27 protein-coding genes and 1 riboswitch are annotated in these 25,768 nt (G+C 66.0%); of the genes, 11 read left to right on the forward strand and 16 right to left on the reverse strand.

What is annotated here, in order from left to right; genetic code table 11:
• Window positions 1-181: 181 nt before the first annotated feature.
• The 7 genes from ASE31_RS28700 to ASE31_RS28730 are packed head-to-tail and all read right to left on the reverse strand — an operon-like array spanning window position 182 to window position 7,514.
• Window positions 182-859 carry an energy-coupling factor ABC transporter permease gene (locus ASE31_RS28700; protein WP_057206317.1) on the reverse strand — a complete coding sequence of 226 codons (678 nt, stop codon included), beginning with the start codon at window positions 857-859 and terminating at the stop codon, window positions 182-184.
• Between the two features lie 52 nt (window positions 860-911).
• Complete coding sequence (locus ASE31_RS28705) at window positions 912-1,685, reverse strand: ABC transporter ATP-binding protein (protein ID WP_057206319.1); 774 nt, start codon at window positions 1,683-1,685, stop codon at window positions 912-914.
• Window positions 1,682-2,722: an iron ABC transporter permease gene (locus tag ASE31_RS28710; protein ID WP_057206322.1), complete on the reverse strand. Its 1,041-nt coding sequence runs from the start codon at window positions 2,720-2,722 to the stop codon at window positions 1,682-1,684. Before ASE31_RS28710 ends, ASE31_RS28705 begins: the two co-directional genes overlap by 4 nt.
• Window positions 2,719-3,618, reverse strand: a complete 900-nt coding sequence (locus ASE31_RS28715) for an ABC transporter substrate-binding protein (RefSeq protein WP_057206324.1) — start codon at window positions 3,616-3,618, stop codon at window positions 2,719-2,721. The genes ASE31_RS28710 and ASE31_RS28715 overlap by 4 nt, the downstream gene beginning before the upstream one ends.
• Window positions 3,615-4,220 (reverse strand): bifunctional adenosylcobinamide kinase/adenosylcobinamide-phosphate guanylyltransferase, encoded by a 606-nt coding sequence (locus ASE31_RS28720; RefSeq protein WP_057206326.1) that lies wholly within the window; start codon window positions 4,218-4,220, stop codon window positions 3,615-3,617. Before ASE31_RS28720 ends, ASE31_RS28715 begins: the two co-directional genes overlap by 4 nt.
• Entirely contained in the window at window positions 4,217-5,581 is a 1,365-nt protein-coding gene (locus ASE31_RS28725) for a cobyrinate a,c-diamide synthase (protein WP_057206328.1), read from the reverse strand. Before ASE31_RS28725 ends, ASE31_RS28720 begins: the two co-directional genes overlap by 4 nt.
• A 43-nt stretch (window positions 5,582-5,624) precedes the next feature.
• Complete coding sequence (locus ASE31_RS28730; protein WP_057206330.1) at window positions 5,625-7,514, reverse strand: TonB-dependent receptor domain-containing protein; 1,890 nt, start codon at window positions 7,512-7,514, stop codon at window positions 5,625-5,627.
• A gap of 86 nt (window positions 7,515-7,600) precedes the next feature.
• A riboswitch (cobalamin riboswitch) is annotated at window positions 7,601-7,840 on the reverse strand.
• A 36-nt stretch (window positions 7,841-7,876) separates the two neighbouring features.
• Here ASE31_RS28730 and ASE31_RS28735 point away from each other — a divergent pair.
• From ASE31_RS28735 to ASE31_RS28750, 4 genes are all read left to right on the forward strand, one after another.
• Complete coding sequence (locus tag ASE31_RS28735) at window positions 7,877-8,101, forward strand: hypothetical protein (RefSeq protein ID WP_007858570.1); 225 nt, start codon at window positions 7,877-7,879, stop codon at window positions 8,099-8,101.
• Entirely contained in the window at window positions 8,098-8,514 is a 417-nt protein-coding gene (locus tag ASE31_RS28740; RefSeq protein ID WP_057206332.1) for a cell division protein ZapA, read from the forward strand. Before ASE31_RS28735 ends, ASE31_RS28740 begins: the two co-directional genes overlap by 4 nt.
• A gap of 393 nt (window positions 8,515-8,907) precedes the next feature.
• Window positions 8,908-9,495 (forward strand): ankyrin repeat domain-containing protein, encoded by a 588-nt coding sequence (locus tag ASE31_RS28745; protein ID WP_082604412.1) that lies wholly within the window; start codon window positions 8,908-8,910, stop codon window positions 9,493-9,495.
• A gap of 93 nt (window positions 9,496-9,588) precedes the next feature.
• Window positions 9,589-10,404 (forward strand): sulfite exporter TauE/SafE family protein, encoded by an 816-nt coding sequence (locus ASE31_RS28750; protein WP_057206337.1) that lies wholly within the window; start codon window positions 9,589-9,591, stop codon window positions 10,402-10,404.
• 81 nt (window positions 10,405-10,485) lie between these two features.
• Here ASE31_RS28750 and ASE31_RS28755 read toward each other — a convergent pair whose 3' ends face one another.
• Window positions 10,486-10,863, reverse strand: coding sequence for a hypothetical protein (locus ASE31_RS28755; protein WP_057206339.1), 378 nt, complete (start codon window positions 10,861-10,863; stop codon window positions 10,486-10,488).
• Complete coding sequence (locus tag ASE31_RS28760; RefSeq protein WP_057206341.1) at window positions 10,848-11,882, reverse strand: NAD(P)-dependent alcohol dehydrogenase; 1,035 nt, start codon at window positions 11,880-11,882, stop codon at window positions 10,848-10,850. The genes ASE31_RS28755 and ASE31_RS28760 overlap by 16 nt, the downstream gene beginning before the upstream one ends.
• Before the next feature lie 86 nt (window positions 11,883-11,968).
• Between ASE31_RS28760 and ASE31_RS28765 the strand changes: the two genes are divergently transcribed.
• Window positions 11,969-12,787, forward strand: a complete 819-nt coding sequence (locus tag ASE31_RS28765) for a helix-turn-helix domain-containing protein (protein ID WP_057206343.1) — start codon at window positions 11,969-11,971, stop codon at window positions 12,785-12,787.
• 73 nt (window positions 12,788-12,860) lie between these two features.
• On the opposite strand, the gene ASE31_RS28770 is transcribed toward ASE31_RS28765, so the two are convergent.
• From ASE31_RS28770 to hemN, 4 genes are all read right to left on the reverse strand, one after another.
• Window positions 12,861-15,329: a bifunctional diguanylate cyclase/phosphodiesterase gene (locus tag ASE31_RS28770; RefSeq protein ID WP_057206345.1), complete on the reverse strand. Its 2,469-nt coding sequence runs from the start codon at window positions 15,327-15,329 to the stop codon at window positions 12,861-12,863.
• Window positions 15,326-16,654 (reverse strand): HD-GYP domain-containing protein, encoded by a 1,329-nt coding sequence (locus ASE31_RS28775; RefSeq protein ID WP_057206347.1) that lies wholly within the window; start codon window positions 16,652-16,654, stop codon window positions 15,326-15,328. Before ASE31_RS28775 ends, ASE31_RS28770 begins: the two co-directional genes overlap by 4 nt.
• Before the next feature lie 313 nt (window positions 16,655-16,967).
• Window positions 16,968-17,699: a sulfite exporter TauE/SafE family protein gene (locus tag ASE31_RS28780; protein ID WP_057206349.1), complete on the reverse strand. Its 732-nt coding sequence runs from the start codon at window positions 17,697-17,699 to the stop codon at window positions 16,968-16,970.
• A gap of 2 nt (window positions 17,700-17,701) precedes the next feature.
• Window positions 17,702-19,084 carry an oxygen-independent coproporphyrinogen III oxidase gene (hemN, locus tag ASE31_RS28785; protein ID WP_057206351.1) on the reverse strand — a complete coding sequence of 461 codons (1,383 nt, stop codon included), beginning with the start codon at window positions 19,082-19,084 and terminating at the stop codon, window positions 17,702-17,704.
• Window positions 19,085-19,256: 172 nt separating this feature from the next.
• Between hemN and fnr the strand changes: the two genes are divergently transcribed.
• Window positions 19,257-19,976, forward strand: a complete 720-nt coding sequence (fnr, locus tag ASE31_RS28790) for a fumarate/nitrate reduction transcriptional regulator Fnr (protein WP_057206353.1) — start codon at window positions 19,257-19,259, stop codon at window positions 19,974-19,976.
• A gap of 4 nt (window positions 19,977-19,980) precedes the next feature.
• On the opposite strand, the gene ASE31_RS28795 is transcribed toward fnr, so the two are convergent.
• Window positions 19,981-20,589, reverse strand: coding sequence for a histidine phosphatase family protein (locus tag ASE31_RS28795; protein WP_082604413.1), 609 nt, complete (start codon window positions 20,587-20,589; stop codon window positions 19,981-19,983).
• Entirely contained in the window at window positions 20,561-21,532 is a 972-nt protein-coding gene (locus ASE31_RS28800; protein ID WP_057206356.1) for an MBL fold metallo-hydrolase, read from the reverse strand. The genes ASE31_RS28795 and ASE31_RS28800 overlap by 29 nt, the downstream gene beginning before the upstream one ends.
• A gap of 283 nt (window positions 21,533-21,815) precedes the next feature.
• Here ASE31_RS28800 and ASE31_RS31975 point away from each other — a divergent pair, with 283 nt between their 5' ends.
• From ASE31_RS31975 to ASE31_RS31330, 5 genes are all read left to right on the forward strand, one after another.
• Window positions 21,816-22,031 (forward strand): hypothetical protein, encoded by a 216-nt coding sequence (locus ASE31_RS31975; RefSeq protein WP_157412696.1) that lies wholly within the window; start codon window positions 21,816-21,818, stop codon window positions 22,029-22,031.
• Window positions 22,032-22,136: 105 nt separating this feature from the next.
• Window positions 22,137-22,553, forward strand: a complete 417-nt coding sequence (locus ASE31_RS28805; protein ID WP_235514799.1) for a hypothetical protein — start codon at window positions 22,137-22,139, stop codon at window positions 22,551-22,553.
• Between the two features lie 4 nt (window positions 22,554-22,557).
• Window positions 22,558-22,833: a hypothetical protein gene (locus ASE31_RS28810; RefSeq protein WP_057206360.1), complete on the forward strand. Its 276-nt coding sequence runs from the start codon at window positions 22,558-22,560 to the stop codon at window positions 22,831-22,833.
• Between the two features lie 120 nt (window positions 22,834-22,953).
• Window positions 22,954-24,168 carry an ATP-binding protein gene (locus ASE31_RS31325; protein ID WP_162261446.1) on the forward strand — a complete coding sequence of 405 codons (1,215 nt, stop codon included), beginning with the start codon at window positions 22,954-22,956 and terminating at the stop codon, window positions 24,166-24,168.
• Window positions 24,165-24,881, forward strand: a complete 717-nt coding sequence (locus tag ASE31_RS31330; RefSeq protein ID WP_082604415.1) for an RloB family protein — start codon at window positions 24,165-24,167, stop codon at window positions 24,879-24,881. Before ASE31_RS31325 ends, ASE31_RS31330 begins: the two co-directional genes overlap by 4 nt.
• On the opposite strand, the gene ASE31_RS32905 is transcribed toward ASE31_RS31330, so the two are convergent.
• Window positions 24,868-25,272 carry a tyrosine-type recombinase/integrase gene (locus tag ASE31_RS32905; protein ID WP_235514800.1) on the reverse strand — a complete coding sequence of 135 codons (405 nt, stop codon included), beginning with the start codon at window positions 25,270-25,272 and terminating at the stop codon, window positions 24,868-24,870. The genes ASE31_RS31330 and ASE31_RS32905 overlap by 14 nt on opposite strands.
• Between the last annotated feature and the right edge of the window lie 496 nt (window positions 25,273-25,768).

Consider the following 25,768-nt stretch of genomic DNA (forward strand, 5'->3'; position numbering starts at 1 on the left):
TTCCGAGCATCGCAGGTTGCCCCCATTCGCCCGGCAGGGCGAATGGGGGACGCAGACTGGGGGTCGCCTTTTCTTTGCCTACTTTCTTTTGGCGACGCAAAAGAAAGTAGGTGCGCCGCCGGGCGCACATCCCGGCCTCCGCCCTCGGCAAAGAAACAGCAGCAACCACAACCAAAAAACCTCAAGCCGCCTGGTGCAACCGGCGCTCAACGAATGAAGACCCCTCCAGACGACGCAACGCCTTGGCCGCCGCCAGCACCCCCAGATCCACCAGCGGCTCCAACAACACCACCGTCATATAGGCAGCCCCGAACGTGGCAATGCTCTCCAGATTCGCAGAGCCAACACCCGCACCGTAGATAGCCCAGAACGCCACCCACACCACGATCCCACCCTGGTACGCCACCGACAACTTGAACGTCTGCGCATACGTCATGTCGACATAGGCAATGCTGTCCGGCACGATGCGCTTGGCAATCGCAGCCGTCGCGAACAAAGGCACCAACAGCGTGGTGACGTTCATCCCGTACTGCGGCAGATCCTGCTGCGCAAAGAACACGCTCTGGATCAGCAGACCCCCAGCCAGACCGATGCAGGCAGGCGCAGCGCCGAACAGCAACAGCAAGGTGGTGCCCAGAATCAGGTGCACCTCGGACACCCCCACCGGGTGGTGCGGCAGCAGCTCGAAGAACGCAAACACCAGCGCGATCGTGAAGACCGAGCGTGCCAGCAGGGCCACGGGGCCCTCTTTCTTCACCATGTCGAGCGCCAGCTTGCCGGCGTACAGCAGCGCCGTGGCGCCCGTGGCATAGCTCAGGAAGATCTTGGTGGTATCCACCAGCCCGGGTTCGATGTGCATGGCACGGCTCCTTGGTTAAAACAAATGAAAGAGAGAAAACAAAAAACAGCGATCAGCGCGGCAAGGCCACCCACTGCCCCAGCAGCGCGTGCACCGCGATGCGGTTGTCGAAAACGGCTTCCAGCGCGCGGTGGGTGACAGGCTCATCACAACCCCCCTGGTGGGTGATGCGGCCCTGGGCCATCACCACCAGATCGTCGGCCTGCAGGGCCAGCGACACCTCATGCAGCACGCTGACCACTGTGTTGCCGGCAGCGACCAGGGCACGCACGGTGTGCAGCCAGTCGGTCTGGTGCGGCGGGTCGAGGTTGGCCAGGGGTTCGTCCATCAGCAGCACCTGGGCCTGCACGGCCAGGGCGCGGGCCAGCAAAACACGCTGGCGCTCGCCGCCTGAGAGCTGCGACAGGGGGCGGTCGCGCCAGTCCCAGGCCTGGGTCGTGCGCAGGGCCTGCTCCACGGCGGCATGGTCGGCGGGCGACGGCGGGGCCAGCCAGGGCTGGTGCGGCAGGCGGCCGAGCATGGCCACGTCGTAGCTCGTCAGATCGTCGGCCGAGCCCTCGTTCTGGCCCAGCCATGACAGCTGGCGTGCGCGGTCGCGGGCCGGCACCTGGGTGAGCATGCGGCCGAGCAGTGCCACCTGGCCATCGACATGGCCGCGCGGCAGCAGGCCGGCCAGCACCTTGAGCAGGGTGGACTTGCCCGCGCCGTTGGGGCCGACGATGCTGGTCCAGCGGCCCTCGGGCAGGTGCAGGTCGATGCCGTGCAGCACCTCGGCCCCGCCCACGCGCGCGGTGATGTGGTGGGCGCTGAGCGCAATGCCCTTCACAGGCCGCCCCCGTGCGCGGTGCGCCGGTGCATCAGCCACAGCAGGTAGGTGCCGCCCAGCGCCGCGGTGAGCACGCCCACAGGCAGCTCCTGCGGCGCCAGCATCCAGCGCGCCAGGATGTCGGCGGCCAGCAGCAGCACCGCGCCCATCAGGCTGGACAGCAAAATATGCCGCTCGTGCGTCACGCGCACCATGGAGCGCACCAGGTGCGGCGCCGCCAGGCCGACAAAAGCGATCAGCCCGGTCTGCGCCACGGCGGTGCCGGTGGCCAGCGCCATGGCGGCCACCAGGCCGGCACGCATGGGCCCGAGCGGCAGGCCCAGGCTGGCGGCGGTGGATTCGCCCAGCGTGAGGCCGTCGAGCGCGCGCGCCAGCACCCAGGCCAGCAGCGCGCACAGCGCCCAGGCGGCGCCCATCAGCGCGCAGGCGATCCAGCCGACAAAGGCCGTGCTGCCCAGGATGAAGGCCTGCATGGCCTGCAGGATGTCGGGCGAGGCCAGCTCCACCAGGTCGCGCAGGGCGCCCAGCACCACGCCCACGATGACGCCGGCCAGCAGCAGGCGCAGCGTGTGCTGCACACCCTTGGCCAGCACCAGCGTGAGCACCACGGCCCCGGCAGCACCGAGAAAGGCCATGCCGGTGATGCCGATACGCGCCATCCACTGCGCGGCCACGGGCGACACGCCGAACATGGCCATGGCCACCGCGCCGCCCAGGGCCGCGCCCGAGGCGCTGCCCAGCAGGTACGGATCGGCCAGCGGGTTGCGGAACAGGCCCTGCGCCACCGCGCCGGCCAGGCCCAGCAGCGCACCGGCGAGCCAGGCACCCAGGGTGCGCGGCAGGCGGATGTCCCACACGATCTGGCGGGCCACCGGGTCGTCGCCCATGTGCACCAGGCTCTCCAGCCCCGTGCTGCCCACCGCGATGCCCAGCACCAGCAGGACCAGGCTGGCCAGCAGCAGCCACAGCGCGCACCAGGCGGCGCGGCGCCGGCCCGCAGCCGAGGGGATCAGGAAGGTTTTTTCAGCAGCAGTCATCGCGCCTTTTCGGTCAGGCAGCGCGCCATGATGCGCGCGGCCTCGGCCATGCGCGGGCCGGGACGCACCACCACGTCGGAGTCGCCGGGGCCGAACACGCAGATGCGGTCATCGCGGATGGCGCGCATGCTGGCCCAGCCGGGGTACGGCACCATGGCCTGCATGCTGCGGTTGCCGATCATGATCACGTCGGGGTTGGCGCGCACCACGTACTCGGGGTTCAACCGGGGGAAGGGGCCGAGCGATGCGGGCACCACGTTGCGCGCGCCCAGGCGGGTCAGTGTCTCGCCGATGAAGGAGGACTCACTGGCCGCATACGGCCCGCGGCTCACCTCGAAGTACACGCGCGTGCCACGCGCCTTGGGCGGCAGCGACTGGGCCGCCGCCCGCACGGCCGCGTCGATCACGCGCCACAGCCGGTCGGCGCCCTCGGCCTGGGGCACACCCAGCACCTGGCCCACCACGCCGAGCACACGGCGCACGTCGGCATGGGTCTTGGGCTCCAGCACCACGACCTTCAGGCCCAGGGCCTCCAGGCGCTCGCTGGCGCGCGAGCTCATGGCCAGCAGCACCACATCGGGCTTCACGGCGACGATGGCCTCGATGCTCGGATCGATCCCGCCGCCCAGCTTGGGCAGCCTGTTCACCGACTCGGGCCAGTTGGAATAGCGGTCCACCCCCACCAGCCGGTGGCACTGGTCGAGCTCGCAGACGCTCTCGGTCAGCGAGGGCAGCAGCGTCACGATGCGCTGCGGCGGCTGGGGTAGCGACACCACGCGGCCGCGGTCGTCCGTCACCTGCACAGGCTGCGCCTGCGCCAGCCCCGCCATGAGCAGGCCCAGCACCACGATGATGGCAATCACCCAGAGGATGCGGCGCACGGGGGTCGGGGTCATCCGCGCGGCTCCTTCAAGGCCAATGGCAGCCCGGCGGCCATCAGGGTCACGCGCGGGCACACCTCGGCCACCTGCTGGTTGAGCGCGCCCAGCGCATCGACGAAGGCGCGCACCTCGCGCCCCAGGGGGATGACCCCCAGGCCGATTTCGTTGCCCACCAGAACAACGGGGCCAGGGGCTTGCTGCAATGCGGTGAAGAAGTGCTGGCGCTGGGCAGCCCAGTCGCTGTCCAGGGCGTCGCGGTCCTCACGGCCCATGGTCTCGGCGCCCGCCGGCATGGTCCAGTTGGTGAGCCACAGGGTCAGGCAGTCGACCACCACCAGCGTGTCGGCACTGCCGAGCTGGCGCAATGCGCCAGCCAGGTCGCGCGGTTCTTCCAGAGTGGCGAGGCCGGGCACGCGCTCTGCGCGGTCGCGCTGGTGGCGGGCGATGCGCTGGCGCATCTCCTCGTCCCAGGGCTGGGCCGTGGCGACCAGCACGGCACGGTGCGCGGGCGAGCAGGCCAGCCAGTCGCGCGCGATCAGCTCGGCGCGGCGCGACTTGCCGCTCTTCTGGCCGCCGAGGATGAATTCGGTGGTGATGGTGGATGGCAGGGTCGTCATGCGGGCACGCCCTCCTCGCCCAGCAGGTGCGCCACCGCAACGGGAGCGGATGCGAACCAGGCATGGAAGTAGCTCGCGTGGATGCTGCCCTGGCGGTACAGCGCCTCACCGGCATCGGGTGCAGGCACTGCGTCCGGGCGCGCCGTGCGGCCCACCACGGGCACCGTGCTCTGCGCCGTGGAGTAGTGGAACGTATGGCCGCGCAGCGTGTGCCCCGCCACCGTGAGGTGCTGCGGGCCCAAGGCAGCCAGGCGCTTTTGCATGGCCACGCGGCCGGGCAGCAGGCCCCACAGCGGGTGCTGCGCGCCATCGGCCAAAGCAATCGATTCGAACAGGGCCATCATGCCCCCGCATTCTGCCCACACGGGCTTGGCCGCAGCCACATGGGCACGCAGGCTGGCCTGCATGGCGGTATTGGCTGCGATGGTGGCGGCATGCAGCTCGGGGTAGCCGCCGGGCAGCCATACGGCATCGCAGGCGGGCAGCGCGGCATCGTGCAGCGGCGAGAAGAACACCACCTGGGCGCCCATCTGCGCCAGGCACTGCAGGTTGGCCGCGTAGATGAAGCAGAAGGCCTCGTCGCGCCCCACGGCCACGGTGCGGCCGGCGAGCAGCGGTGCCACAGGCGTCGCTGCGGGTGGCGGAAAATCCACCGCCCAGCGCTGCAGATCGTCCAGGCCCATCTGCCCGAGCGGCGTGGCGGCCAGCGCGTCGGCCGCCGCATCCAGGCGCTGCATGGCATCGTGCAGCTCGTGCGCCACCACCAGGCCCAGGTGGCGCTCAGGCAGCAGCGGTGCCGAGGCCTTGGTGGGGACATTGCCGGGCGCCACACGCATCAGCGCGCCCATCCAGTCATCCGCGTCCTGCAAGCCGTCGCGCAGCATCTGGGCATGGCGCTCCGACCCCACGCGGTTGGCCAGCACGCCGGCCCAGGGCAGGCCTGCGCGGTAGTGGCGCAGGCCAAAGGCCAGTGCACCGAAGGTACCGGCCATGGCGGATGCATCGACCACGGCGAGCACGGGCACGCCAAAGCGCTGCGCGAGGTCGGCCGCGCTCGGCGTGCCGTCAAAGAGGCCCATCACGCCTTCGATCAGGACCAGGTCGCTCTCCAACGCTGCAGCATGCAGGCGCTGCGCGCAATCGGCCTCGCCGTTCATCCACAGGTCGAGCTGGTGCACCGGCGCACCGCTGGCGAGCTGGTGCCAGTGCGGGTCGAGGAAATCGGGGCCGCACTTGAACACCCGCACCCGCCGGCCCTGGCGCGCATGCAGGCGCGCCAGTGCCGCGGTGACGGTGGTCTTGCCCTGGCCGGATGCCGGGGCGGCGATCAATATCGCCGGACAGCGTGCCGGGGTGACCATTCTTCTTGCTTCCCTTCCCTGCTCTCTCTCGTTGTCTTTGTGCTTAGAGCGGCGCCCACTTCACGCCCACATAGACCGTGCGGCCCGGGGTGGCGTAGGTGCGGGCCAGCTCGTAGGTCTTGTCGGCTGCGTTGTCAAGGCGCGCGGTCAGCGTGAAGTCGCGTGCGATGCGCGTGCTGGCATACAGGTTGAACAGGCTGTAGCCGCCCAGCACGAAGGTGTTGGCCACGGTGTCGAAACGGCGGCCCGAGGCCTGCACCTCGGCGCCCACGGTCCAGCCAGCCAGCTGCGTGTCGGCGCCCAGGGTGCCGTGGCGCTTGGCGCGGCGCGCCAGCATCTTGCCGGTATCGAGGTCGCGCGGGTTCTGCAGGTCCAGTGAGCCGCGCAGCTGCACGCTGCCCAGGCGGTAGGAGCCCGCGAAGGTCACGCCCTTGTATTCGGCGCGCGCCACGTTCGCATAGCAACCTTGCGTGGAGGGGCAGCGCCCGGCGGGGCCGAAGACGATCAGGTCCTGCACGCGGTTGCGGTAGGCGGTCACCGAGAAACTGCTCGAAGCCTGTGCCCAGCGCAGGCCCAGCTCGGCATTGCGGCTGCTCTCGGGGTTCAGGCTGCCCGTGCCGTACTCGCTGAAGCGGTGGTACAGCGTGGGTGCGCGAAAGGCCGTTCCCACCGATGCCGTGGCGCGCCACTGTGGGGCAAAGGTGTAGCCATAGGCCAGGCTGCCCGTGCCCTTGCCGCCGAACTCGCTGTCCGAGTCGTGGCGCACATTGGCCTGCAAGGTGTGGGCGCCGGCGGTGTAGCCATAGCCCAGTGCCAGCGCATCCTGCGAGCGCTTGCGGTCGATGGGGGCGTTGTCCAGGCGGTCCTCGCGGCGCTCCAGCGCGGCCGTCACCAGGTGCGGGCCCTGGCGCCATTCGTTCTGGAACAGGTAGCCGCGCAGCCGCGTTTCGGTCAGGTAGAAGGCCGGCGTGGTCTGGTACTCGTCGCGCGAGTCGGTGATCTGCACGCGTGTCTTGTACTGCGGGGTCCACTGCGCCTGCCAGTTCAGGCCCAGGGCGTGCAGCTGGTGCTGGTTGCGGTCGTCCTTGCCCAGGCCGCTGTCGTAGCCGCTGTCCAGGTCGTTGGCGAGCAGCGTGGCTTCCAGCCGGTGCGTGGCGTTCACCTGCAGGCCCACACGGGCGCTGGCCGAGGTGGATTCATAGCCGTCGCGGTCGGGGTTCTGCGTGGCGATGGTACGGGCGTTGAAGCCCTTGCTCTCCTCGCGTGCGATGCCGAAGGCGTAGTCGATGGTGCCGCTGGCACCGCTCACGCCGGCCTCGGCCTTGCGTGTGCCGTGGTTGCCAAAACCGATGCCGACGTAGGGCGCCACGCCCTGCTCGCCCCGCTTGGTGAAGATCTGCACCACGCCGCCCATGGCGTCGGAGCCATACACCGCGCCGGCCGGGCCGCGCAGCACTTCGATGCGGTCGATCTGCGCCAGCGGGATCGACTCCCACGCCGCGCCGCCGGTGGACTGCGAGTCCATGCGCACACCGTCGATGTAGACAGCCGTGAAGCGCGACTCCGCACCGCGCAGAAACACACCCGTGGTGGTGCCGGGCCCGCCGTTGCGCGAGATCTCGATGCCCGGCACGCGCGCCAGCACATCGGCCAGGCCGGTGGCGCCGCTGGTCTCGATGGTCTGGCGGTCGATCACGGTCACGTCGGCCACCAGGTCGGACAGGGGCTGCGGCGTGCGCGTGGCGGTCACCACGGTTTCGCTCAGCGAAGGCGCGCGCAGGTTCTGCGCCAGCAGCACAGATCCGTTGGCACCGGCCTGCTGGGCCTGAGCGGCGCAGGCGCCGAGCACAGCCAAGGCCACCAGGGCGGGACGCAGGCGCAGGGGCTTGGCGATGGACGCAGCAAGGCACGCACGGGGGGTACGGATTTTCATGGGGCGAATCGTCAGCAAACAAACCCGTGCCGGCCTCCCGCCAGCGAAATGGGTGATACGGCTGCGCGCGCCCTGCAATCCAGGGCGCATGCAACCACCGTGTTGGCCGGTATCCGGGCTGGCGGAACACTCCCCAACGCCTTCCCAGGTGCTTGTTCAAGGCACCCAGTGGCATGTGGCTGGAGAGAGAAGCCCGAAGGCTTCGTCCGCTGACCGTTGCGGGGGCAGCGCAGGCTCGGCGCGCCATGCGTGGCGCCACCTCCCTGCTTCCCGTTGAACTGCAGCATGTGAACCACACCGCGAGCACCAACCCGGTGATTTTACGACCGTTTACAACCCGCCGTCCTACAATCGGTGGCTGTATGGCAACAACACCATCGACCACTGACCAGATCGCCGAGCGCGTGGAGCGCCTGCTGGTGCGCCACGCCGAACTGCAGCGCACCAACGCCCTGCTGTCCGAGCAGGTGGCCGCACTCACCCAGGAGCGCGACTCCCTCAAATCCCGCCTGAGCGCAGCGCGCTCGCGCGTGGACGCCCTGCTCGAGCGCCTGCCCCAGGCCCCTCCCGCGAAAGACGCCGCATGAAGCAAATCGAGGTGCAGATCCTGCAGCAAAGCTACCTGCTCAGTTGCCCCGAGGGGCACGAGAGCCGGCTGCTCGACGCCGTGGAGCGCGTGGACACCGCCATGACGCGCATCCGCGATGCCGGCAAGGTGCGTGCCCGTGAACGCATCGCGGTGCTGGCCGCACTGAACCTCGCTTTCGAGATCGCCGACCGCGAAGCCGCCGACCTCGCCGAGGCGGCCGACCACCCCCACCCCGTGCCCATGGCCACCCCCATGGCAATGGGCGACGACATGCCGGCGCCACCGCCCCGGCGCAGCGCCAGCGGCGTGCAGGAATCGCTGCTGCCACCCGATGCGGACGAGGCCCTGCGCCTGCAAAGCCTGGTGCAGCGCCTGGACCAGGCCCTGGGCGAAGACGGTCGGCTGCTGTAGGGCCAGAAAGCGCCGCGCCGCACGCTATCAGCGGCACACATTCTGGAGATTTTCTTTACATCGCCTAACGGCTGCAAAGGGCATTTGCAGCGCCTACAATAAAGGTGTCTGCGGTGCCGTCGGGTCTTATATTTCCTTGAACCAATGCTCAACGAGCACGGGCTTGGTACATCGCCAGGGGAGCGTGATCATCTCGCGTCAGATGAACCCAACACCTGGCTGCCCTCGCCCACCTGAACCCCCGGTTCAGGATGAGGGTCCGGTAGCAATGCCGCAGACACCTATTCCCCAAATGGCTGCCGGAGCGATCCGGCAGCCATTTTTTTCGGCCCTGCATTCACCTGCATCCTGCCAACAAACGGTTCCACCGCTCCAGGTCTTCCACCCCCATCCATGCAAGCCCGATCCACCATCCGCCAGGCGGTCTGCTGCTGTGTGCTTGCCATGATCGCGTTGCCCGTGCTGCCCCAGACCGGTGCCGCCAAGTCAGTGCACCGAGCCACGCTGTACGACGCCGCCGTGTTCAATCACCGCGCAGCGGTGGAACGGCTCCTGGCCCGCGACCCAGCCAGCGTGAACCAGGGAGACGCCGCAGGCTTTACTCCGCTGCACGGCGTGGCCGGCGAAGAGCACACCGCCATGGCCCGCCTGCTGATCGCGCGCGGCGCCAACGTGAATGCGGCCAACCGCGAAGGCACCACGCCGCTTCATTTGGCCGCCTACCCGGAGATGGCGAAACTGCTGGTGCAAGCAGGCGCAAAAATCGAGGCCCGCGACCACGGCGGCAACACCCCATTGCATGCCGCCACCGAGCACCCGGAGATGCAGGACGTGATGGCGCAGCTGCTCAAGCTGGGCGCCAACCCGAATGCGGCCAACAAGGCCGGCGAAACACCGCTGGATGTGGCGCTCACGAGGCAGGAGCCCGCGAAGGTGGCGCTGCTGCGTCGCCATGGAGCGCGGCCGGGCAAGGCGAAGTAGCCAGACCGCCTGCAGCCGACAAGCCCGCGCTCTACAATTCCTGCCGCATTGCAGCACCTTCCCGCCCCCTCCATTTCCATCTGCCACCTCCCCATGCTCGACCCCCTCCTGATCGTTGAACTCGGCGTCCTCGGCCTGTGCACGGGCTTTCTCGCGGGGCTGCTGGGCATTGGCGGCGGCATGCTGATGGTGCCCTTCCTGACCTACATCCTGGGCGCACGCGAAGTCGCGCCGGACCTGGCAGTGAAGATGGCCATCGCCACCTCGATGGCCACCATCGTCTTCACCTCCATCTCCAGCGTGCGCGCGCACCACAAGCGCGGTGCGGTGCGCTGGGACATCGTCCAGCGCCTGGCGCCGGGCATCGTGATCGGCGGCTTCGCGGCCAGCCTGGGCATCTTCGCGCTGCTCAAGGGCTCGTCGCTGGCGATCTTCTTCGCGCTGTTCGTGAGCTTCTCGGCCAGCCAGATGCTGCTGGACAAGAAGCCCGCGCCCACGCGCCAGATGCCGGGCACCGGCGGGCAACTGGCCGCGGGTGGGGTGATCGGTTTCCTGTCGGGCCTGGTGGGTGCCGGCGGCGGCTTCGTGAGCGTGCCCTTCATGACCTGGTGCAACGTGGCCATCCACAATGCCGTGGCCACCAGCGCCGCACTGGGCTTTCCGATCGCGCTGGCCAACGTGGTGGGCTATGCCGTCAGCGGGCAGACGGTGCAGAACCTGCCGCCCGCCTCGCTGGGCTACATCTGGCTGCCCGGCCTGGCCGTGATCGCGGTGTGCAGCGTGCTCACCGCACCGCTGGGCGCCAAGGCTGCACACAACCTGCCGGTCAAGCAGCTCAAGCGCGTATTCGCCAGCCTGCTGTTCTGCCTGGCCGCGTACATGCTCTACAAAGGCCTCTCAAGTATCTGAGGGCCAGCGCCGATTGATGCCGTGCGGCCCGCAAAAACGCCTCCTTCGAGCCCTCTGCGGCGGCTTTGGTCCGCGCCTGGTCTACGCGGCAAGCTGCTCTGCAAACTGGTAGAGCGAGCGGATCCGCCCTGCCTCGTCCAGTACCAGCAGGTCCAGCCCGCGCGCTTCAATTGGGCCTCCCACGCGGGGCAGCATCTCCCAATGGAATTTGACAAGGTGGTTGTGGCTATCGGCATTGCCGCGGGAGCGAAAGATGAAGTCGCGCTGGTGCACCCACTCCATGTGGGCCCTGTCCACACGCGCGGCGATCTCGCCCAGGCCTCGGGCGGTGAAATTGCGGGTGATGTTCTCGGCCCCGGGTGCCCACAGCCGCTCCACGATCGCCCGCCGCCGTGGGGCATCGGGTTCGTGCCACATGGCCAGGTACTCGGCAATGAAACTGTCTAGTGGCTGCTGCATGACTCTCTCCCGGTGGCTTCCATGGAAATGACGACCTTGCCGAACGACTGGCCGCGCTCGAAGTGGCGGTACGCCTCTTGGGCTTGCGCGAATGGGAATACGCTGTCGATGACGGGCCGTATCTGGTGCTCCGTGAGGGCCCGGTTCATCGCCTCGAAGCTGTCGCGATTGCCGACGAACACGCGGCGGATGGTGGCCATGCTGGCGCCGTAGGCCTGCGAGGAGATCTCGATGTTCGCCTTGTGCACGCCGCGCGCGATCAACAGCATCACCTGGCCATGCAGGCCCACCGCACGAATGGACTGCTCAATGGTGTCAGCCCCGAAAGTCTCCACCACCAAGTCCACCCCCGCGCCGCCGGTGACCGCGCGCACCGCCTTGCCCCACTCGGGCTCATGGCAGTAGTTGATGACTGCATCCGCACCCAGTGCCTTGAGCCGATGGCCCTTCTCGTCGCTGGAAGTGGTGGCGAGCACCCGCGCACCCATGGCCTTGGCCAGCTGCAGCGCGAACAACGAGACGCCACCCGAGCCCAACACGAGCACCGTCTGCCCCGCCACAATGGGTACGGCGCCTGCGACACAGTTCCACGCCGTAACCCCGGCGCAAGGCAGCGTGGCGGCCTCTAGCCATGTCAAGTGAGCGGGCACGCGCACGGCCCACTCTTCATGCAGTACTGTGTACTCGGCAAGCATGCCGTCGAGCGTGCAACCCAGCTGGTCAAACACGTCGTAGCCGATGGGACCACTCTTCCAGCGCGCGAAATAATTGCCCGCCACGCGGTCGCCGATAGAAAAGCGTTTGACATGCCCGCCCACGGCTACCACCTCCCCCGCGCCGTCCGATAGCGGCACCACGCCGGACCTCGCGGCGATGGGGTACGTGCCCGCCTGGATGAACAAGTCGCGCTTGTTGAGTGATGCGGCCTTGACGCGCACAACAATGTCGCTGGGGCCTGGCGTGGGCACCTCGCGCTCCTGCGCCGAGATGCCGTTGGGGTGGAGGAAATAAGTTTGCATGGGGTGCATTCTTAGGCCCGCTACCTGGGCTGTCGATAACGTCGCAGGTTATTGCCGCCACGAAACGAAACGTTATTCTTGGAGCCATGAAGACTGCATCGCATTTTGGCCCGCAACTCAAATCATGGCGTGCCATGCGCGGGCAAAGCCAGATGGATCTGGCGTTGGCTGCGGGCGTCTCCACACGCCACGTGAGCTACCTGGAAACCGGCAAGGCCCGCCCCAGTCGCGAGATGGTGGCGGTGCTGACGAAAGCCATGGACCTGCCCCTGCGCGCGCGAAACCAGCTGCTGGCTGCTGCCGGCTTCGCGCCGCTCTATACCGAGACGCCAATGGACGGACTCACACTCGGACCCGTGCGCGACGCGCTGCAGTTCGTACTTCAGGCCATGGAGCCCAATCCCACCTTCATCGTCAATCGCTGTTACGACGTGGTCGACGCGAACGCAGCAGGAAGGTGGGTGCTGGCCACCTTCACCGCCGATGCCGGCAAGTGTGCAGCACCCGTCAACATGGCGCAGCTGGTCATGCGCCCCGAAGGCATGCGGGGCTTCATCCGGAACCTGGAGGAAGTGCAGCGCAAGGTACTGGGCCGCCTGCGTCGCGATTTGGGCAGCGCGCATGTGCGCGAGCAACGCGACGACGAACTGCTGATGGAGATCGATCCCGTACTCAAGGCTCTGGGCGAGCCGCGCCTGCCGGTCGAGACACTGCCACTGATCTCAGGATTGAACTTGAAACGAGACAGCATCGAACTCAATCTTTTCACCACCATTGCCACCATAGGCACGGCGCAAGACGTAACGTTGCAGGAGATGCGGATCGAGACATTGTTTCCAGCCGATGCAGCGACGCGGACCGTACTTGCCGAACGCCCGCCCCTGGCAAGCAGGCTTGCGGGCTGAGAAGGTCGATTGCTTGCACCACTGCTGGCAGATCGGCGCCCAGCTCTTTGCAACGACAAATGCCCCTGAGGGCTCAGTCCCCAGGCTCTGGCGCGGGCTTTGCTGTCACGGGCTGCGGCGCTGGCACACCGGGCGGTGCCACCGTTGGCCGGCCCAGCAGGCGCCGAAAGTCTTCGGCCGGCAGGCCGGGCGCGCACAGAAAACCCTGGTAGTGGTCGCAGTGCATCTGCTGCAGCACGGCGCGCTGCACCTCGGTCTCCACCCCTTCGGCCACCACCTCGATGCGCATCGCGCGGCCCATGCTGATGATGGCGCTGACGATGGCCCGGTCGCCATCGTCGTCGGGCAGGCCGCGCACGAAGGACTGGTCGATCTTGAGCTTGTGGATGGGCAGCTTCTTCAGATACGCCAGGCTCGAATAGCCGGTGCCGAAGTCGTCGATGGCCAGGCTCACACCCAGGCCCGCCAGTTCGTGCAGGCGCTGCTCCATTTCGGTAGCGTCCTGCAGCAAAATGGTTTCGGTCAGCTCCAGCTCCAGCAGTGTGGGCGGCAACTGGTGCACGGCCAACAGGCGCGTGAGCCGCTCCACGAAGTCGGGCTGGCGGAATTCGAGCGCCGAGACGTTGACCGACACCACGATGGGGTGGCCGCTGTGGATCCAGGCCGCCGCCTCGCGCACGGCCTGCTCCATCACCCAGGCGCCCAGCGTGACGATGTAGCCGGATTCTTCGGCCAGCGGGATGAACATGCCGGGCGAGACGGAGCCGAACTCGGGGTCGGTCCAGCGGATCAGCGCCTCGGCGCCGGTGATGGCACCGGTCTCCATGCTCACCTGCGGCTGGTAGTGCACGGCCATGCGCTGCTCGCCCAGGGCCTGGCGCATGGCGTGCTCCAGCTTCATGCGCGAGAGCAGGTTGGCGTTCATCTGCGGCTGGTAGAAGCCGTAGCTGCCCCGGCCGCGTTCCTTGACCTGGTACATGGCCGTGTCGGCCTGCTTGATGAGCTCGTCCAGCGAGCTGCCGTCCTGCGGGTACAGCGCCATGCCGATGCTGCACTGGATCGAAAAGCCCATGCTGTCAAGCGTGAAGGGGCGCAGCATCTCATCGAGGATGCGGCGCGCCACGCTCTCGGCCACCACGGCATCGCCGCCGTGCAGGTAGATCACGAACTCGTCGCCGCCCAGGCGGCACAGCATGTCGGTCTGGCGCAGGCAGGTCTGCAGGCGCTCGGCCACCAGCTGCAGCACGCGGTCGCCGAACGGGTGGCCCAGCGAGTCGTTGATGATCTTGAAGCGGTCGAGGTCCAGGAACAGAATGGCAAAGCCGGTGTCGCTCTGGCGCGCGCCCTGGATGGCGGTGTCCACGCGCTGCGACAGCAGCAGGCGGTTGGGCAGGCCGGTGAGCACGTCGCTGTAGGCCAGCTCCTCGATGCGCTTTTGCGCGGCGTGCTGCAAGGTGAGGTCGCGCATGAAGCCGATGCTCTGCACCAGCCGGTCCTCGTCGTCGCGCAGCGCCACCCAGGACAGCTGCACGGCGCAGTAGGCGTCGTTTTCGCGGGGCAGCCACAGCTCGCCCTCCCAGAAGCCCTCGCGCGCCCAGCCGGCCTCGACCTGGGCCATGAAGTCGGCATCGGGCCCGCCACCGAACAGCGAGGCTGCAGCCGCACCCTCGAAGGCGCGCGCGGTCTTGCCCACCAGGCGCTCGCAGCCGGGGTTCATGCGCATCAGGCGGTGGTGGCTGTCGGCGATGAAGATCGCGTCCATGCTCGACTCGAACACCCGCGCCGCCAGGCGCAGGCTGGCCTGCACCTCGTTCTGGCGCGTGATGTCGCGAAACGAATACACCCGCCCCACGGCGCGCCCCTGGCTGAACTGGGGCACCGAGCGGCGCTCCAGGCTCATGCCGTTGCGCAGCCCGAGGATGTCGATGCTCTCCTGCATGGGCTCGGCCACCACGGCGGCCAGGCGCTCGACATAGGTGGGCACGTCGGCCACCTGGTCGGCCATGTGGGCAAACAAGGCCTCGTCGTCGCGGCGCACCAGCAGCGGGGCCGGCACGTTCCACAGCTGGGCCAGCCGCTGGTTGAAGGCGCGCACCCGCCCATCGAGGCCGCACACGAGCATGCCGTCGGCGGCCGAATCGAGCGTGGCACGCAGCTCGGCCAACAGGGTTTCGAGCTCGCGCTCGGTGGCCTGCTGGTGGCTTCGGTCCACCATGGTGACGAGGAAGGCCGTGCCGCCTTCGAGCCGGGGCACGCGCGTCACGCGCCGCTCCACCGCCACCAGGATGCCGGTGGCGTGCAGCACGCTGGTGTGCGAATGGATGCCGTCGGCCACCACGGCGGCCGGCTGGCTCCAGAAGATCTGGTCCTGCGGCGTGGCCGCCAGCAGGGTGACCGGCGTGCCCAGCATGTCGGCGATGGTCAGGCCCGTCAGGTGCTCGGCCGCCTGGTTGGCGGCCAGGATGTACAGGGTCTTTTCATCGACGAGCCATACCGCCTCCAGCAAACCGTCGATCCATGCCTGCGGCAGCGGCCGGATCACGCTCCACCCTCGTCGGGGACGGGGGCCACGGCACGCTCGAAGAAGTAGCAGATGCGCTTGCGCGGCGACAGGTAGTCGAGCGCCTCGCGCGGCAGCTGGGCGGGCTTGAGGCTGCGGCGTATGCCGAGCTCGGGCACCGTCTCCAGGTCCAGGATGGGCGCCTCGTCCTTGGGCACGCGCGGGTCGTGCACGATGACCTTGGGGCGCAGCGGCCGCGAGGAGTTGACCGAGGCCACGATGGCGTAGCGGTCGTTGACCAGCTGCACGATGGAGCCCGGCGGGTACACCCCCATCATGCGGATGAAGGCCCCCAGCACCACGGCGTCGAAGCGCGCCTTGTGCTGGGCGAAGATGACGGACAGCGCTTCGTGCGGGGTCAGCCCGCCCATGCCGCTGCCGGGGCTGCACAGGCGGTCGTAGTGGTTTACCAGCGCCAGCACCTGGCCGGGGCGCGAGAGGTCTGCCGCCGTGAGCCGCATCGGAAAACCGCTGCCGTCCACCATTTCATGGTGCTGCGCAATGGCCAGCAGCACCGGCTTGCCCAGGCCCATGCGGCCCGCCAGCGCCACGGATTCGCGCACATGGCCCTCGTAGCGGGCGCGCTCGGGCGCGGGCATGTGGGCCTGCGCGTTCTTGAATGCGTCGGGCAGGCGCATCTTGCCCACGTCATGGATCAGGGCGGCCACCCCCAGGTCCTGCAGGTCTTCGGCCTTCATGCCCAGGGCCTTGCCCAGCAGCAGGCTGACGACCAGCACGTTCACGGGGTGCAGCGCCCCGGGCTCGCCCACGCCTTCGGAGAGCAGGCGGATCACCGAATCGCCGTTGTTGAGCAGGTCGCTGACGCAGCCGGCCACCAGCACTTCACCCTCGGTACGCGCGCGCTCGGGGTGGTCCACGACCACCTTCTCCAGCGCCACGTAGCGGCGCGTGGCCTCGCCAAAGCGCTGGTTGCACTGGGCCAGGGCACGGTTCTGCGCCTCCAACAGCCGGCGCCGGCGGGCGGCGGCCTCGTCCACAGCGGGGTCGGGTGGCACAGCAAGCGGAGCGGGGGCCGTCGCCTCCCGCGCGGCGCCTGGAGCATCGGCGGGCGGCGCCTCCTCGGGGCTGCCCACCGGGGGCAGCGCCAGCTCGCGGAGGTCGGGATCGCTCTTCTTGGGGACGTAGCGCACCTCCGTCAGCCCCAGTTCGCGCAAGGTGGCGATCTGCTCGGCAGACGCCACCCGGAAACTGCTCACCGGAAACGGATGGTGCATCCAGCCCAGGTCGAGCTGGATGTACATGCCGATGCGCAGCTGGCTGATGTCGATGAGGATGGAAGAATTCACTTCGGGGCGTACGGGTGGAAGCACGGCGGCATCGCTGCCACCATTGGTTACACCATTATCACCAGTTCTGAAGGCCTGTCTTGTCCTGCAATGTCATAGGACATAGCCATGGCGATACTGTCCCGAATTCGGTGATGCAATGCACGACACCCCGGGGAAAACCCTGCACCGGAGCGTTGCGCCAAAGCCGCGTTTCGCTCCAGGCCGCCCCCCTGCAGACGCAGAGCCCTGGCAATGCACCGATCAGGCGGCCCTGCGATCCGTGCAACTGCGTAGGACGCGCAAAACAACAGCTGGCGGCCGACCGGCTGTCTCACCGGCACCACAGCGAAGGCTTGTAGACCAGGTCCATCCACAGCGCCCAGCCGGCCGCCGCGCACAGCAGCCCCCCGGCCACGCGCGTGCCCCAGTCTGCCCGGGCCTGGTTGATGCGGCTGCGCAGGCGCGACCACAGCCACGGCCCGCCCACCAGCCACAGGCCACTGCCCAGGGCGAACAGCGCCATGGTGGCGCCCCCCTGCACCGGCCCACCGCTGAGCGCCGCCACCAGCAGGGCCGAGTACAGCAGGCCGCAGGGCATCAGCGCCCAGAGCAGCCCGGCCGCACCCACGCCGCCCGCCCCCGCCGTGAGGGGCTGCACGCGCCGCCACACCGAGCGGCCCAGGCCTTCCACCCAGGCCGGCTGGCGCGCCTGCACCAGGAGCAGCAGGCCCCAGGCCATGATGGCCAGGTGCAAAAAGGTCCAGGCCGGCTGCAGCGCGGCGGTGCGCTGGGTCAGCCAGGCCAGGCTGTCCATCGCGGTCGCAGCGGCCGCGCCCAGGCCCGCATAGCCGACCAAGCGCCCGCCATGGAAGGCCAGCAGCCGGCCCAGCACAAGCGATGCTACGGGTTCAGCCACCCCGGAGCCCCCCTGCCCGGCCCAGCGGACAGGCTGCTCCCCACCCTGCCCCACCAGCGCCCCGCACGGCGCCGCACACATGGCCAGACAGTGCGGGCCACCGGCCAGGCCCATCAGCAGCGCGGTTAAGCCCAGGGTGGACAGCATGGTCAGATGATCCGGGAGAATCTGGCGCGGTTGCGGTCGGCCTGCAGGTAGCGGTCGAACACCATGGCAATGCCGCGCACGAAGAACCAACCCATGGCCGAGACGGTGATGCCCTCCTCCGTGACGCTCACCAGGCCCTGCGCCTGCAGGCCCGCGAGCTGCTCCAGTTCGGCCGCAAAGGTGCGCCGGAAGTCGATCAGCCAGCCCGCCTCGATGGATTCGAACAGCAGCTCGCCCTGGCACATCAGCGCCATGATCACGGCGCGGCGCACCAGGTCGTCGCGGTTCAGGGCCAGACCACGCACCACGGGCAGGCGGCCCTGGTCCAGCAGGTCGTAGTACTCATCCAGGGTCTTGGCGTTCTGGCTGTAGGTGGCGCCCACCCGGCCGATGGCCGAGACCCCGAGGGCGATCAGGTCGCAGTCGGGCTGGGTGCTGTAGCCCTGGAAGTTGCGGTGCAGCCGCCCCTGGCGCTTGGCCACGGCCAAAGCATCGGTGGGCAGCGCGAAGTGGTCCATGCCCACGTAGACATAGCCCGCATCCATGAACTGCTGCAGCGAGCGCGAGAGCATGGCCACCTTGGAAGGCGCCGCTGGCAGCTCGGCCGGCACGATGCGCCGCTGCGGCTTGAAGCGCTCGGGCAGGTGCGCGTAGGCATACAGCGCAATGCGGTCGGGCCGCAATTGCTTGACCTGCTCCAGCGTGCGGTCGAAGGATTCAGGCGTCTGCCGCGGCAGGCCATAGATCAGGTCCACGTTGACCGACTCGAAACCCAGGCTGCGCGCCGCCTCCACCAGCGCAAACACCTGCCCGGCCGGCTGCACGCGGTGCACGGCCTTCTGCACGTCGGCATCGAAGTCCTGCACGCCAAAGCTCAGGCGGTTGAACCCGAGTTCGGCCAGCACCGCCAGGCGCTCGGCCGTCACGGTGCGCGGGTCCACCTCGATGGAGTATTCGCCGCCCGGCGCGAACGTGAAACTGCGCTTGAGCACCGCCATCAGCTCGCGCAGCTTGTCGTCCGACAGAAAGGTGGGCGTTCCCCCGCCCAGGTGCAGCTGGCTCACCATCTGGCCCGTGCCGCAGTGGGCCGTGTGCAGCGCCACCTCGCGCGCCAGGTAGCGCAGGTACACGTCGCCCCGGTCGTGGTGCTTGGTGATGATCTTGTTGCAGGCGCAGTAGTAGCACAGCGATTCACAGAACGGGATGTGTACGTACAGCGACAGCGGCAGCGCCTTGCCCGGCGTGCCCGCCTTGCGCTGGGCCAGGGCCAGCACATACTCGTCTTCGCCGAAAGCCTCGACGAAACGGTCGGCCGTGGGGTAGGAGGTGTAGCGGGGACCAGGCACATCGAAGCGGCTCAGAAGTTCGGGCGTCACAGCGGTCATTTGGGGGAAATCCTTCTTTGATAAGGACTTTGCCGCAGCCGTTGCCCACCGGCCTTGATGTAGATCAAGTGTTCACGGAGTCAGAGTGGCGACAATTTGATGCATGTCAGCCACCACCACGCTCCTCTCCCCGGACACGGTCCGCCCGCGCCTCCAACCAGCGTCCACGCCCATGAACCCGCTTGCCATCAAAGTCGCCTGCTCCAACTGCAACCTGCGTGAGCTGTGCATGCCCGTGGGCCTGAATGACGAGCAGCTCACGCGCATCGACGAGATCGTGGCCGTGCGGCGCAAGGTCAAGCGCGGGGGCACGCTGTTCCACAACGGCGAGGTATTCACCTCGCTCTACGCCATCCGCACCGGCTTCTTCAAGACCTGCGTGGCCACCGAGGACGGGCGCGACCAGGTGACGGGCTTTCAGATGGCGGGCGAGATCATCGGCCTGGACGGCATCGTCAACGACCACCATACCTGCGACGCCGTGGCGCTCGAAGATGCCGAGGTCTGCGTGATGCCCTTCGACCGCATCGAGGAGCTCTCGCGCGAGGTCACGGCCCTGCAGCACCATGTGCACAAGATCATGAGCCGCGAGATCGTGCGCGAGCACGGCGTGATGCTGCTGCTGGGCAGCATGCGCGCCGAAGAGCGCCTGGCCGCCTTTCTGCTCAACCTGGTGCAGCGCCTGCACGCGCGCGGGTTCTCGCAGTCCGAACTGGTGCTGCGCATGACGCGCGAAGAAATCGGCAGCTACCTGGGCCTCAAGCTCGAAACGGTGAGCCGCACCTTCTCCAAGTTCGCCGAGGACGGCATCGTCGAGGTCAAGCAGCGCCATGTGCGCATCCTCGACACCGATGCTTTGAAGCGCATCGTCAACTCGCAGACGTGTAGCTAAACCCTCAGCCCTGAACCTGCAGGCGGGCCAGCACCTCGGTCTTGCCGCTGCGGTCCGCGCGCAGGATCAGCGCCTCGCCCGAACTGGTGTTGGTGCTGGCCAGATCGGACAGCACGAACATATGGGTGAACCAGGCCTCGAAGCTTGCGCCCCGCGCCGACGCGGCCGCCAGCGCCTGGCGCAGCTCGCGCAGGTGGCCGGCACCGGTGGTCTCCGGCGCGCCGCGCGGCGAACCCAGCGCGGGCCAGACCTGGGGCGCGGCAAAGGCCAGCGTGGCACTGTCGATGCAGCGGCACCAGGGGCTCGAAAGCACCTTGGCCGGCTGCAGCTGGCGCTCCTTGAACCACACGCCGGTGCGCCGTGCCTGCTCGCGCCCTTCTTCGCTGAGGTTGCGCTGCGTGCCGCAGTCGCCCAGGCGAAACCCCGGTGGATCGAAGGTGCCGGGCGCCAGCGCGTGGCGGAACGCAGCCACCACCCCGCCCTTGCGCAGCAGGGCCTCGGCCTCGGGGTCCTGGGCGGCCCAGGCATGCAGCGTGGTCAACGCCAGCCCGGCGCCCAGCACGGTGCGCCGGCCAACGGCCACTTCAGGCTGCGGGCTGGAAGGCATAGCCATTGCCCGATGCCGCCATGCGCCCGAAAGCCGGGAACGGGAAGTGAAAGCCCCCCAGCATGGCATTGCTGGCGGTGATGCGCTGGAACACCTCGCGCCGCACCTTGCGTGCGGCCTCGGCATCCATGTCGAAGGTCACGGCCCAGTCGGGGTTGCGTGCGAACAGGGCCGGCACGTTGGTCAGGTCAGCCACGTAAAAGAAGTTCTGGCCGGCGGACTTGAGCTCAAACAGGGTGTGGCCCGGCGTGTGCCCGTAGGCCGCCACGGACTGGATGCCCGGTGCCACTTCGGTACCCGCCCCGAACTGCACCAGCGTGTCGGCCGGCATGGTGGCAAAGGTGCGGCGCACATTCTCGAAGGCGCCCTTCATGCCTGCAGGGGCAGCCGCCATGCGGGCATCGTCCATCCAGAAGGCATGCTCAGCGGCCGGCACCAGCACCTTGGCCTTTGGGAAGGTCAGCGCGCCCGCCTTATTGCGAATACCGTTGATGTGGTCGCCGTGGTAGTGGCTGATGAGCACGGTGTCGATGTCATCGGCCTTCAGGCCTGCAGCGGCCAGGCTGTCGAGCAGCTTGCCGGTGGTGGGGCCGCCAAACTCGCCCAGGCCCGTGTCGATCAGGATTTTGCGCCCGCCTGCCACCACCAGGAAGGGGGTGTAGGGCACGTCGATGTAGTCCGTGGGCAGGCCCTGCGAGGTGAGCAGCGCACGCACTTCGGCCAACGGCGCGTTTTTCACGAACTCCTCGCCCAGCGGGCGGCGCGTGACGCCATCGGCCAGCGCCACCACCTCCACATCGCCCACCTTCATGCGCCGAAAGCCCGGGTTGGGCAGGGTGGGCGTACCGAAGTTGGGCGCATTCTGCGCCCACACGGGCACGAACGAGCCCGCAGCGTAAAAGGCAGGGGCGGCAAGCCCAACACCCAGGAAATGGCGGCGTGACAGCATGAAACTCTCCGGTATTGAGTTGAACTGATGAGTTTTCAACTGTAACGGGGAGTGGCACGATGGCACCAGAACCGGTGCAATCCAGTAGCGGCCATGGGGTCTTGCCGGGAGCGCCCTTGCAATCGTCGGCAGCCGCCTTCGATGGAATTCAATCAGCCCCACAGTGGCTACGCCAAGCCCACCAATACCTTCAAGGGCCCCGAAATGGAGATGATCGCGCAAGCGGGCGGAATCCACGCAGACAGGGCAAGCGCCTCACAGCCTCCTGCTTGCCATCGTCGCCATGAAGCTGCAGCGCCACCAGGTGGTCCAAGTCATGCGCCCCGGCCACGCCGGCTTCCGCGCCATGCGTGAAGCCGTGACCACAGAGCTGCAATGGGCCCACGTGGTGAGCGCGATGAACATCGCCGATGCAGTAGGCCACCCACGTCCACATCCTAGCCGCGCAACAGGCGTTGGACGGGGACTCCTGCGCCGCGCCATGGGCTCGGGCGCATGAAACCCTGCAAGCCGCGCGTGATCCATACCAACGTGTTCGGCACTGCGCTGTGCCGTGCCGTGCCGCTCGGCTGACAGACGCCGAGCGCGCCACCGTGATGGACCCTTGCGCTTGTGCCTAAAAGCCCTGCGCGAGGGCGTGGCCACAGAGCTGCAGGACGACACCATGCACAGCTGCCTGGGCATCGCCCAAGCCATCGAGCGCACCGGCATCGTGCGCGGACTGACCGACCACTTCACCAGCGCAATCGACGCCTGCGACACCATTGCTATGCGTTGCCGCTGCGGCCCCTCTTGGCAGCGCACCCCGCTCTACTTCTATGAGCTCGACGCCCCAGCCACGGCCGTGCGCCTGCACGAGTACCAGCTGCACACGGCCGTGCGCCTGCACGAGTACCAGCTGCAGCAACTCAGCGCCGGCGAGCTGCATGCCGTAGTCACCAAATTAAAGGGCGCCAACCTTAGCGCCGGCGGCCGCGTCATCCAAGTTTCCAACACCGATCTGGCCGCCCTAGCCGCTTGAAACCATGGCCGTTATTGCCCTTCACCCCGACCAGCAACCCCAGCAAACCACCTTGCGGGCTATTCCGCGGCCGATCCTCTGCAAGGGCGACGTTGCCCTGAACACCGCCGACATCGCGCATCTGCTGGGCTGCAGGCGCGCGCATGCCACCAACCGCGTGACCAAACTGTCCGACTTTCCCGCACCCGCAATCGACCTGTCCGAGCGTATGCGATGGTGGAGCTTTCTCAAAGTTCAAGGGTGGCTTTTGAACAGACAACGTCCAAGCTGCAAGCGATAGCCATCGCAGCCTCCGCCACTGGATCGAGTCATGTACACTCTAAAAAATCCAAAAATTGGATAAAAACGACTTTTTTCGACAGGCTTACCTATGCTTCTACGCTTCACGATAGAGAACTTCATGTCCATCAGAGACGAAACAGAGGTTTCGCTGATGGGAACAGCGCTGAAAGATCGGGACCAAGATCTGATCGAGACAAAGTACAGCAAGCACGGTGTTTTGCCGCTTCTAGTGCTCTACGGCGCCAATGCCAGTGGCAAATCTAACGTACTCCATGCGTTGAGAATGTTTAGAAACATGGTGGCCAGCTCTTTTAAGATGACAGGAAAAACTCTTCCTTATGATCCATTTGAGCTGGATGAGAGCAGCGGCGAGAAGCCAACTAAGTTTGCAATCGATTTCATTCATAACGAAGTTCGGTATCAATACGGATTTACCTACGACGCAACTCAAATTCACCAAGAGTGGCTTTACGCGTTCCCAAAACAAGCCCAACAACTTTGGTTTCATCGCGACAAGAATAATAAGTCAATAGATTACGGTCGATCGTTATCAGGCAGCAACAAATCGGTTGAAAATGTAACGAAAAAAGATGTCTTATTTCTATCTACAGCACATGCCTCAGGCCATAAGCAGCTAGACGAAATTTATAATTTCGTCTGCGACAAAATATTCTTTCTTAGTCGAAAAAAGCCATTGTCAGACATATTCGAGGAATTACACAAGGACCCTAATCTTAAATCCCGCACAGAAGAGTTTTTAAGACATGCGGACACAGGTGTAGTCAATATACAAACTGAAGAACGCCCCAACGAGCCATCTGAGACATTGACTGAGTTTTACGGTTTCATGTCAAAAGTGATAGATGCAGAGATGAAGCCCCCGGCAACAACATTTGAGGGAAAGCTTGGCCACTTGGCTCAAAGCGGCGGGACAAAAGCTCTCAAATTTGAAACCGAAAGCTCCGGGACACGTGAATTGATGATATTGGTGCCAGCTATTGTCAAGGCCCTTTCATCCGGCTCAATAGTAATTTTGGATGAGATTACTACCACTTTGCACACTTTACTTTCGCGAAATATCATCACACTCTTTGCGGACAAAAAATCGAATCCAAGGGGTGCCCAGTTGTTATTCTCAACTCACGACACGAATCTTCTGAACGATAAAGTTTTGAGGCGTGATGAAATTTGGTTTTCAGAAAAATCGCGCGACGGGGCTTCAGTTGTGTACCCGCTCGTGGAGATACCAACAAAGAACACCGACAATATCGAAAAGGGTTACATTCAGGGTCGATTTGGCGCCATCCCTTACATCTCCGAGGAGTATCGATGATGGCTCGTACAACGCCAGCTGTAAAACCTCTCGAACGATCTATAGGTAAGGGTCGCAAACCTAAAACTCAATTTATTATTGTTTCAGAAGGGGAAATAACAGAGCCATACTATTTCAGAAAACTCAAGGATTTGTGGCACTATCCCCTTCTGGACATTCGCATCATTGAAAAGGCAGGCGTTCCCACCTCTGTTGTCGAGCGAGCAATCGAAGAGTTCAAATCAAAACAGCGTGAGACAAAGAAAAACAATAACTCTTTCGAAATATTCGAAGTATGGGCCTTGTTTGATCGCGATAATTTTACTTCAGCCATGATTAGCGAAGCATTTCAACAGGCCGAGGCAAACAACATCAAAGTCGCCCACTCCAATCCATGCTTTGAGTTGTGGGGCCTGATGCACTTTGGCTGTTACGCCAAGCCAGGCCACCATCACGCGGTACACAAAGCTCTAACTAAAAAAATACCTACATACCACCATGATAAAAATCCAATATTTTGCCCATCAGAAATAATGGACAAGTATGAAGCCGCAGTGAATAATTCCGAAAAAGCGATCATCAATAGGGAAGGAGAAGGCACACCCCATCCAAAAGGTGATCCTTCTACAAACGTCCATCTCTTAACAGAAGCCATACGAAAAGCTGCAAATGTGCCTATGCCAGTTAGAGCCGTGCCGCAATCTCCTCCTCGGTCTCGCGCTAGTAAGTGTTGAAGAGTTCTTGGATGTTTCTATGGCCACTTATTTTCGCAAGCGTCATCACGTCGGAGCGCTTACTTAGCTGCCAGGTCAACGCCGCTGCCCGGCTGTCATGGAAGGTCAGCCCCTTGACTATCAAACGGTCTCGAACCTTCCGAAAATTCACGTCCCGGCTTTCGTCGGTCACTGTGAAATAAGCATCTTTGGCCGCAGCAGCCGCATCTAGCACCCCTAGCAGCTTGCCCACGCGCCTAGTGAGGGGCACGATACGGTCACCTACATCGTCATCGGTCTTGTGCCTGACCAGGTGGTAGACCCGCCGCTTCAGGTCCACCGTGGACCGTGACATGCGCAGGATTTCGGCCGAGCGCATCGAGGTGTGGAGGGCCACCAAGTAGGCCCACATCGTCTCTGTCTGCGGCGGCGCCGGCGGCCGTCCGGTGCGATAACCGCCCGAGGGCACGATCTGGCGAATCTGCTGTCACAACGTCTTCTTGCGCCTTGCGTGCCCCTTGGGCGGCAGCGTGATGTCCTTCTAGAGGCTGGCGCCCGCCCACTTCCATTTCTTGATCGCCAGGGTCCAGATGGGCCGAAACTGCTGCGCCGCGCGTCTCGCCATGCGGCCAAGTCATCGCCCATAATCTCTCAAAACACCTTGTTAGCCAGGTCAGGGTAGTCCCGCAGCCAGGCCTCAAACCGCAGGTTGTCTGCCCTGGCCACCTTGGGCTTCTTCTCGGCCTTCTCGCCGGTAACCCCGGCCTGGTAGCGCTTGACGGCCTCGCGCAGCGTGCGCCGGTGGAACTGGTTGCGCTTGCCGGCCAGGATCGCTGCCTCTTCGGCGATGGCCCAGGCCTCAGCCTGGGCTTCGTTGGCAGCCTATTGGACAGCCGGATGCCCAGCCG

It is taken from the genome of Acidovorax sp. Root217, from assembly GCF_001428645.1.
Classification (GTDB): Bacteria; Pseudomonadota; Gammaproteobacteria; order Burkholderiales; family Burkholderiaceae_C; genus Acidovorax.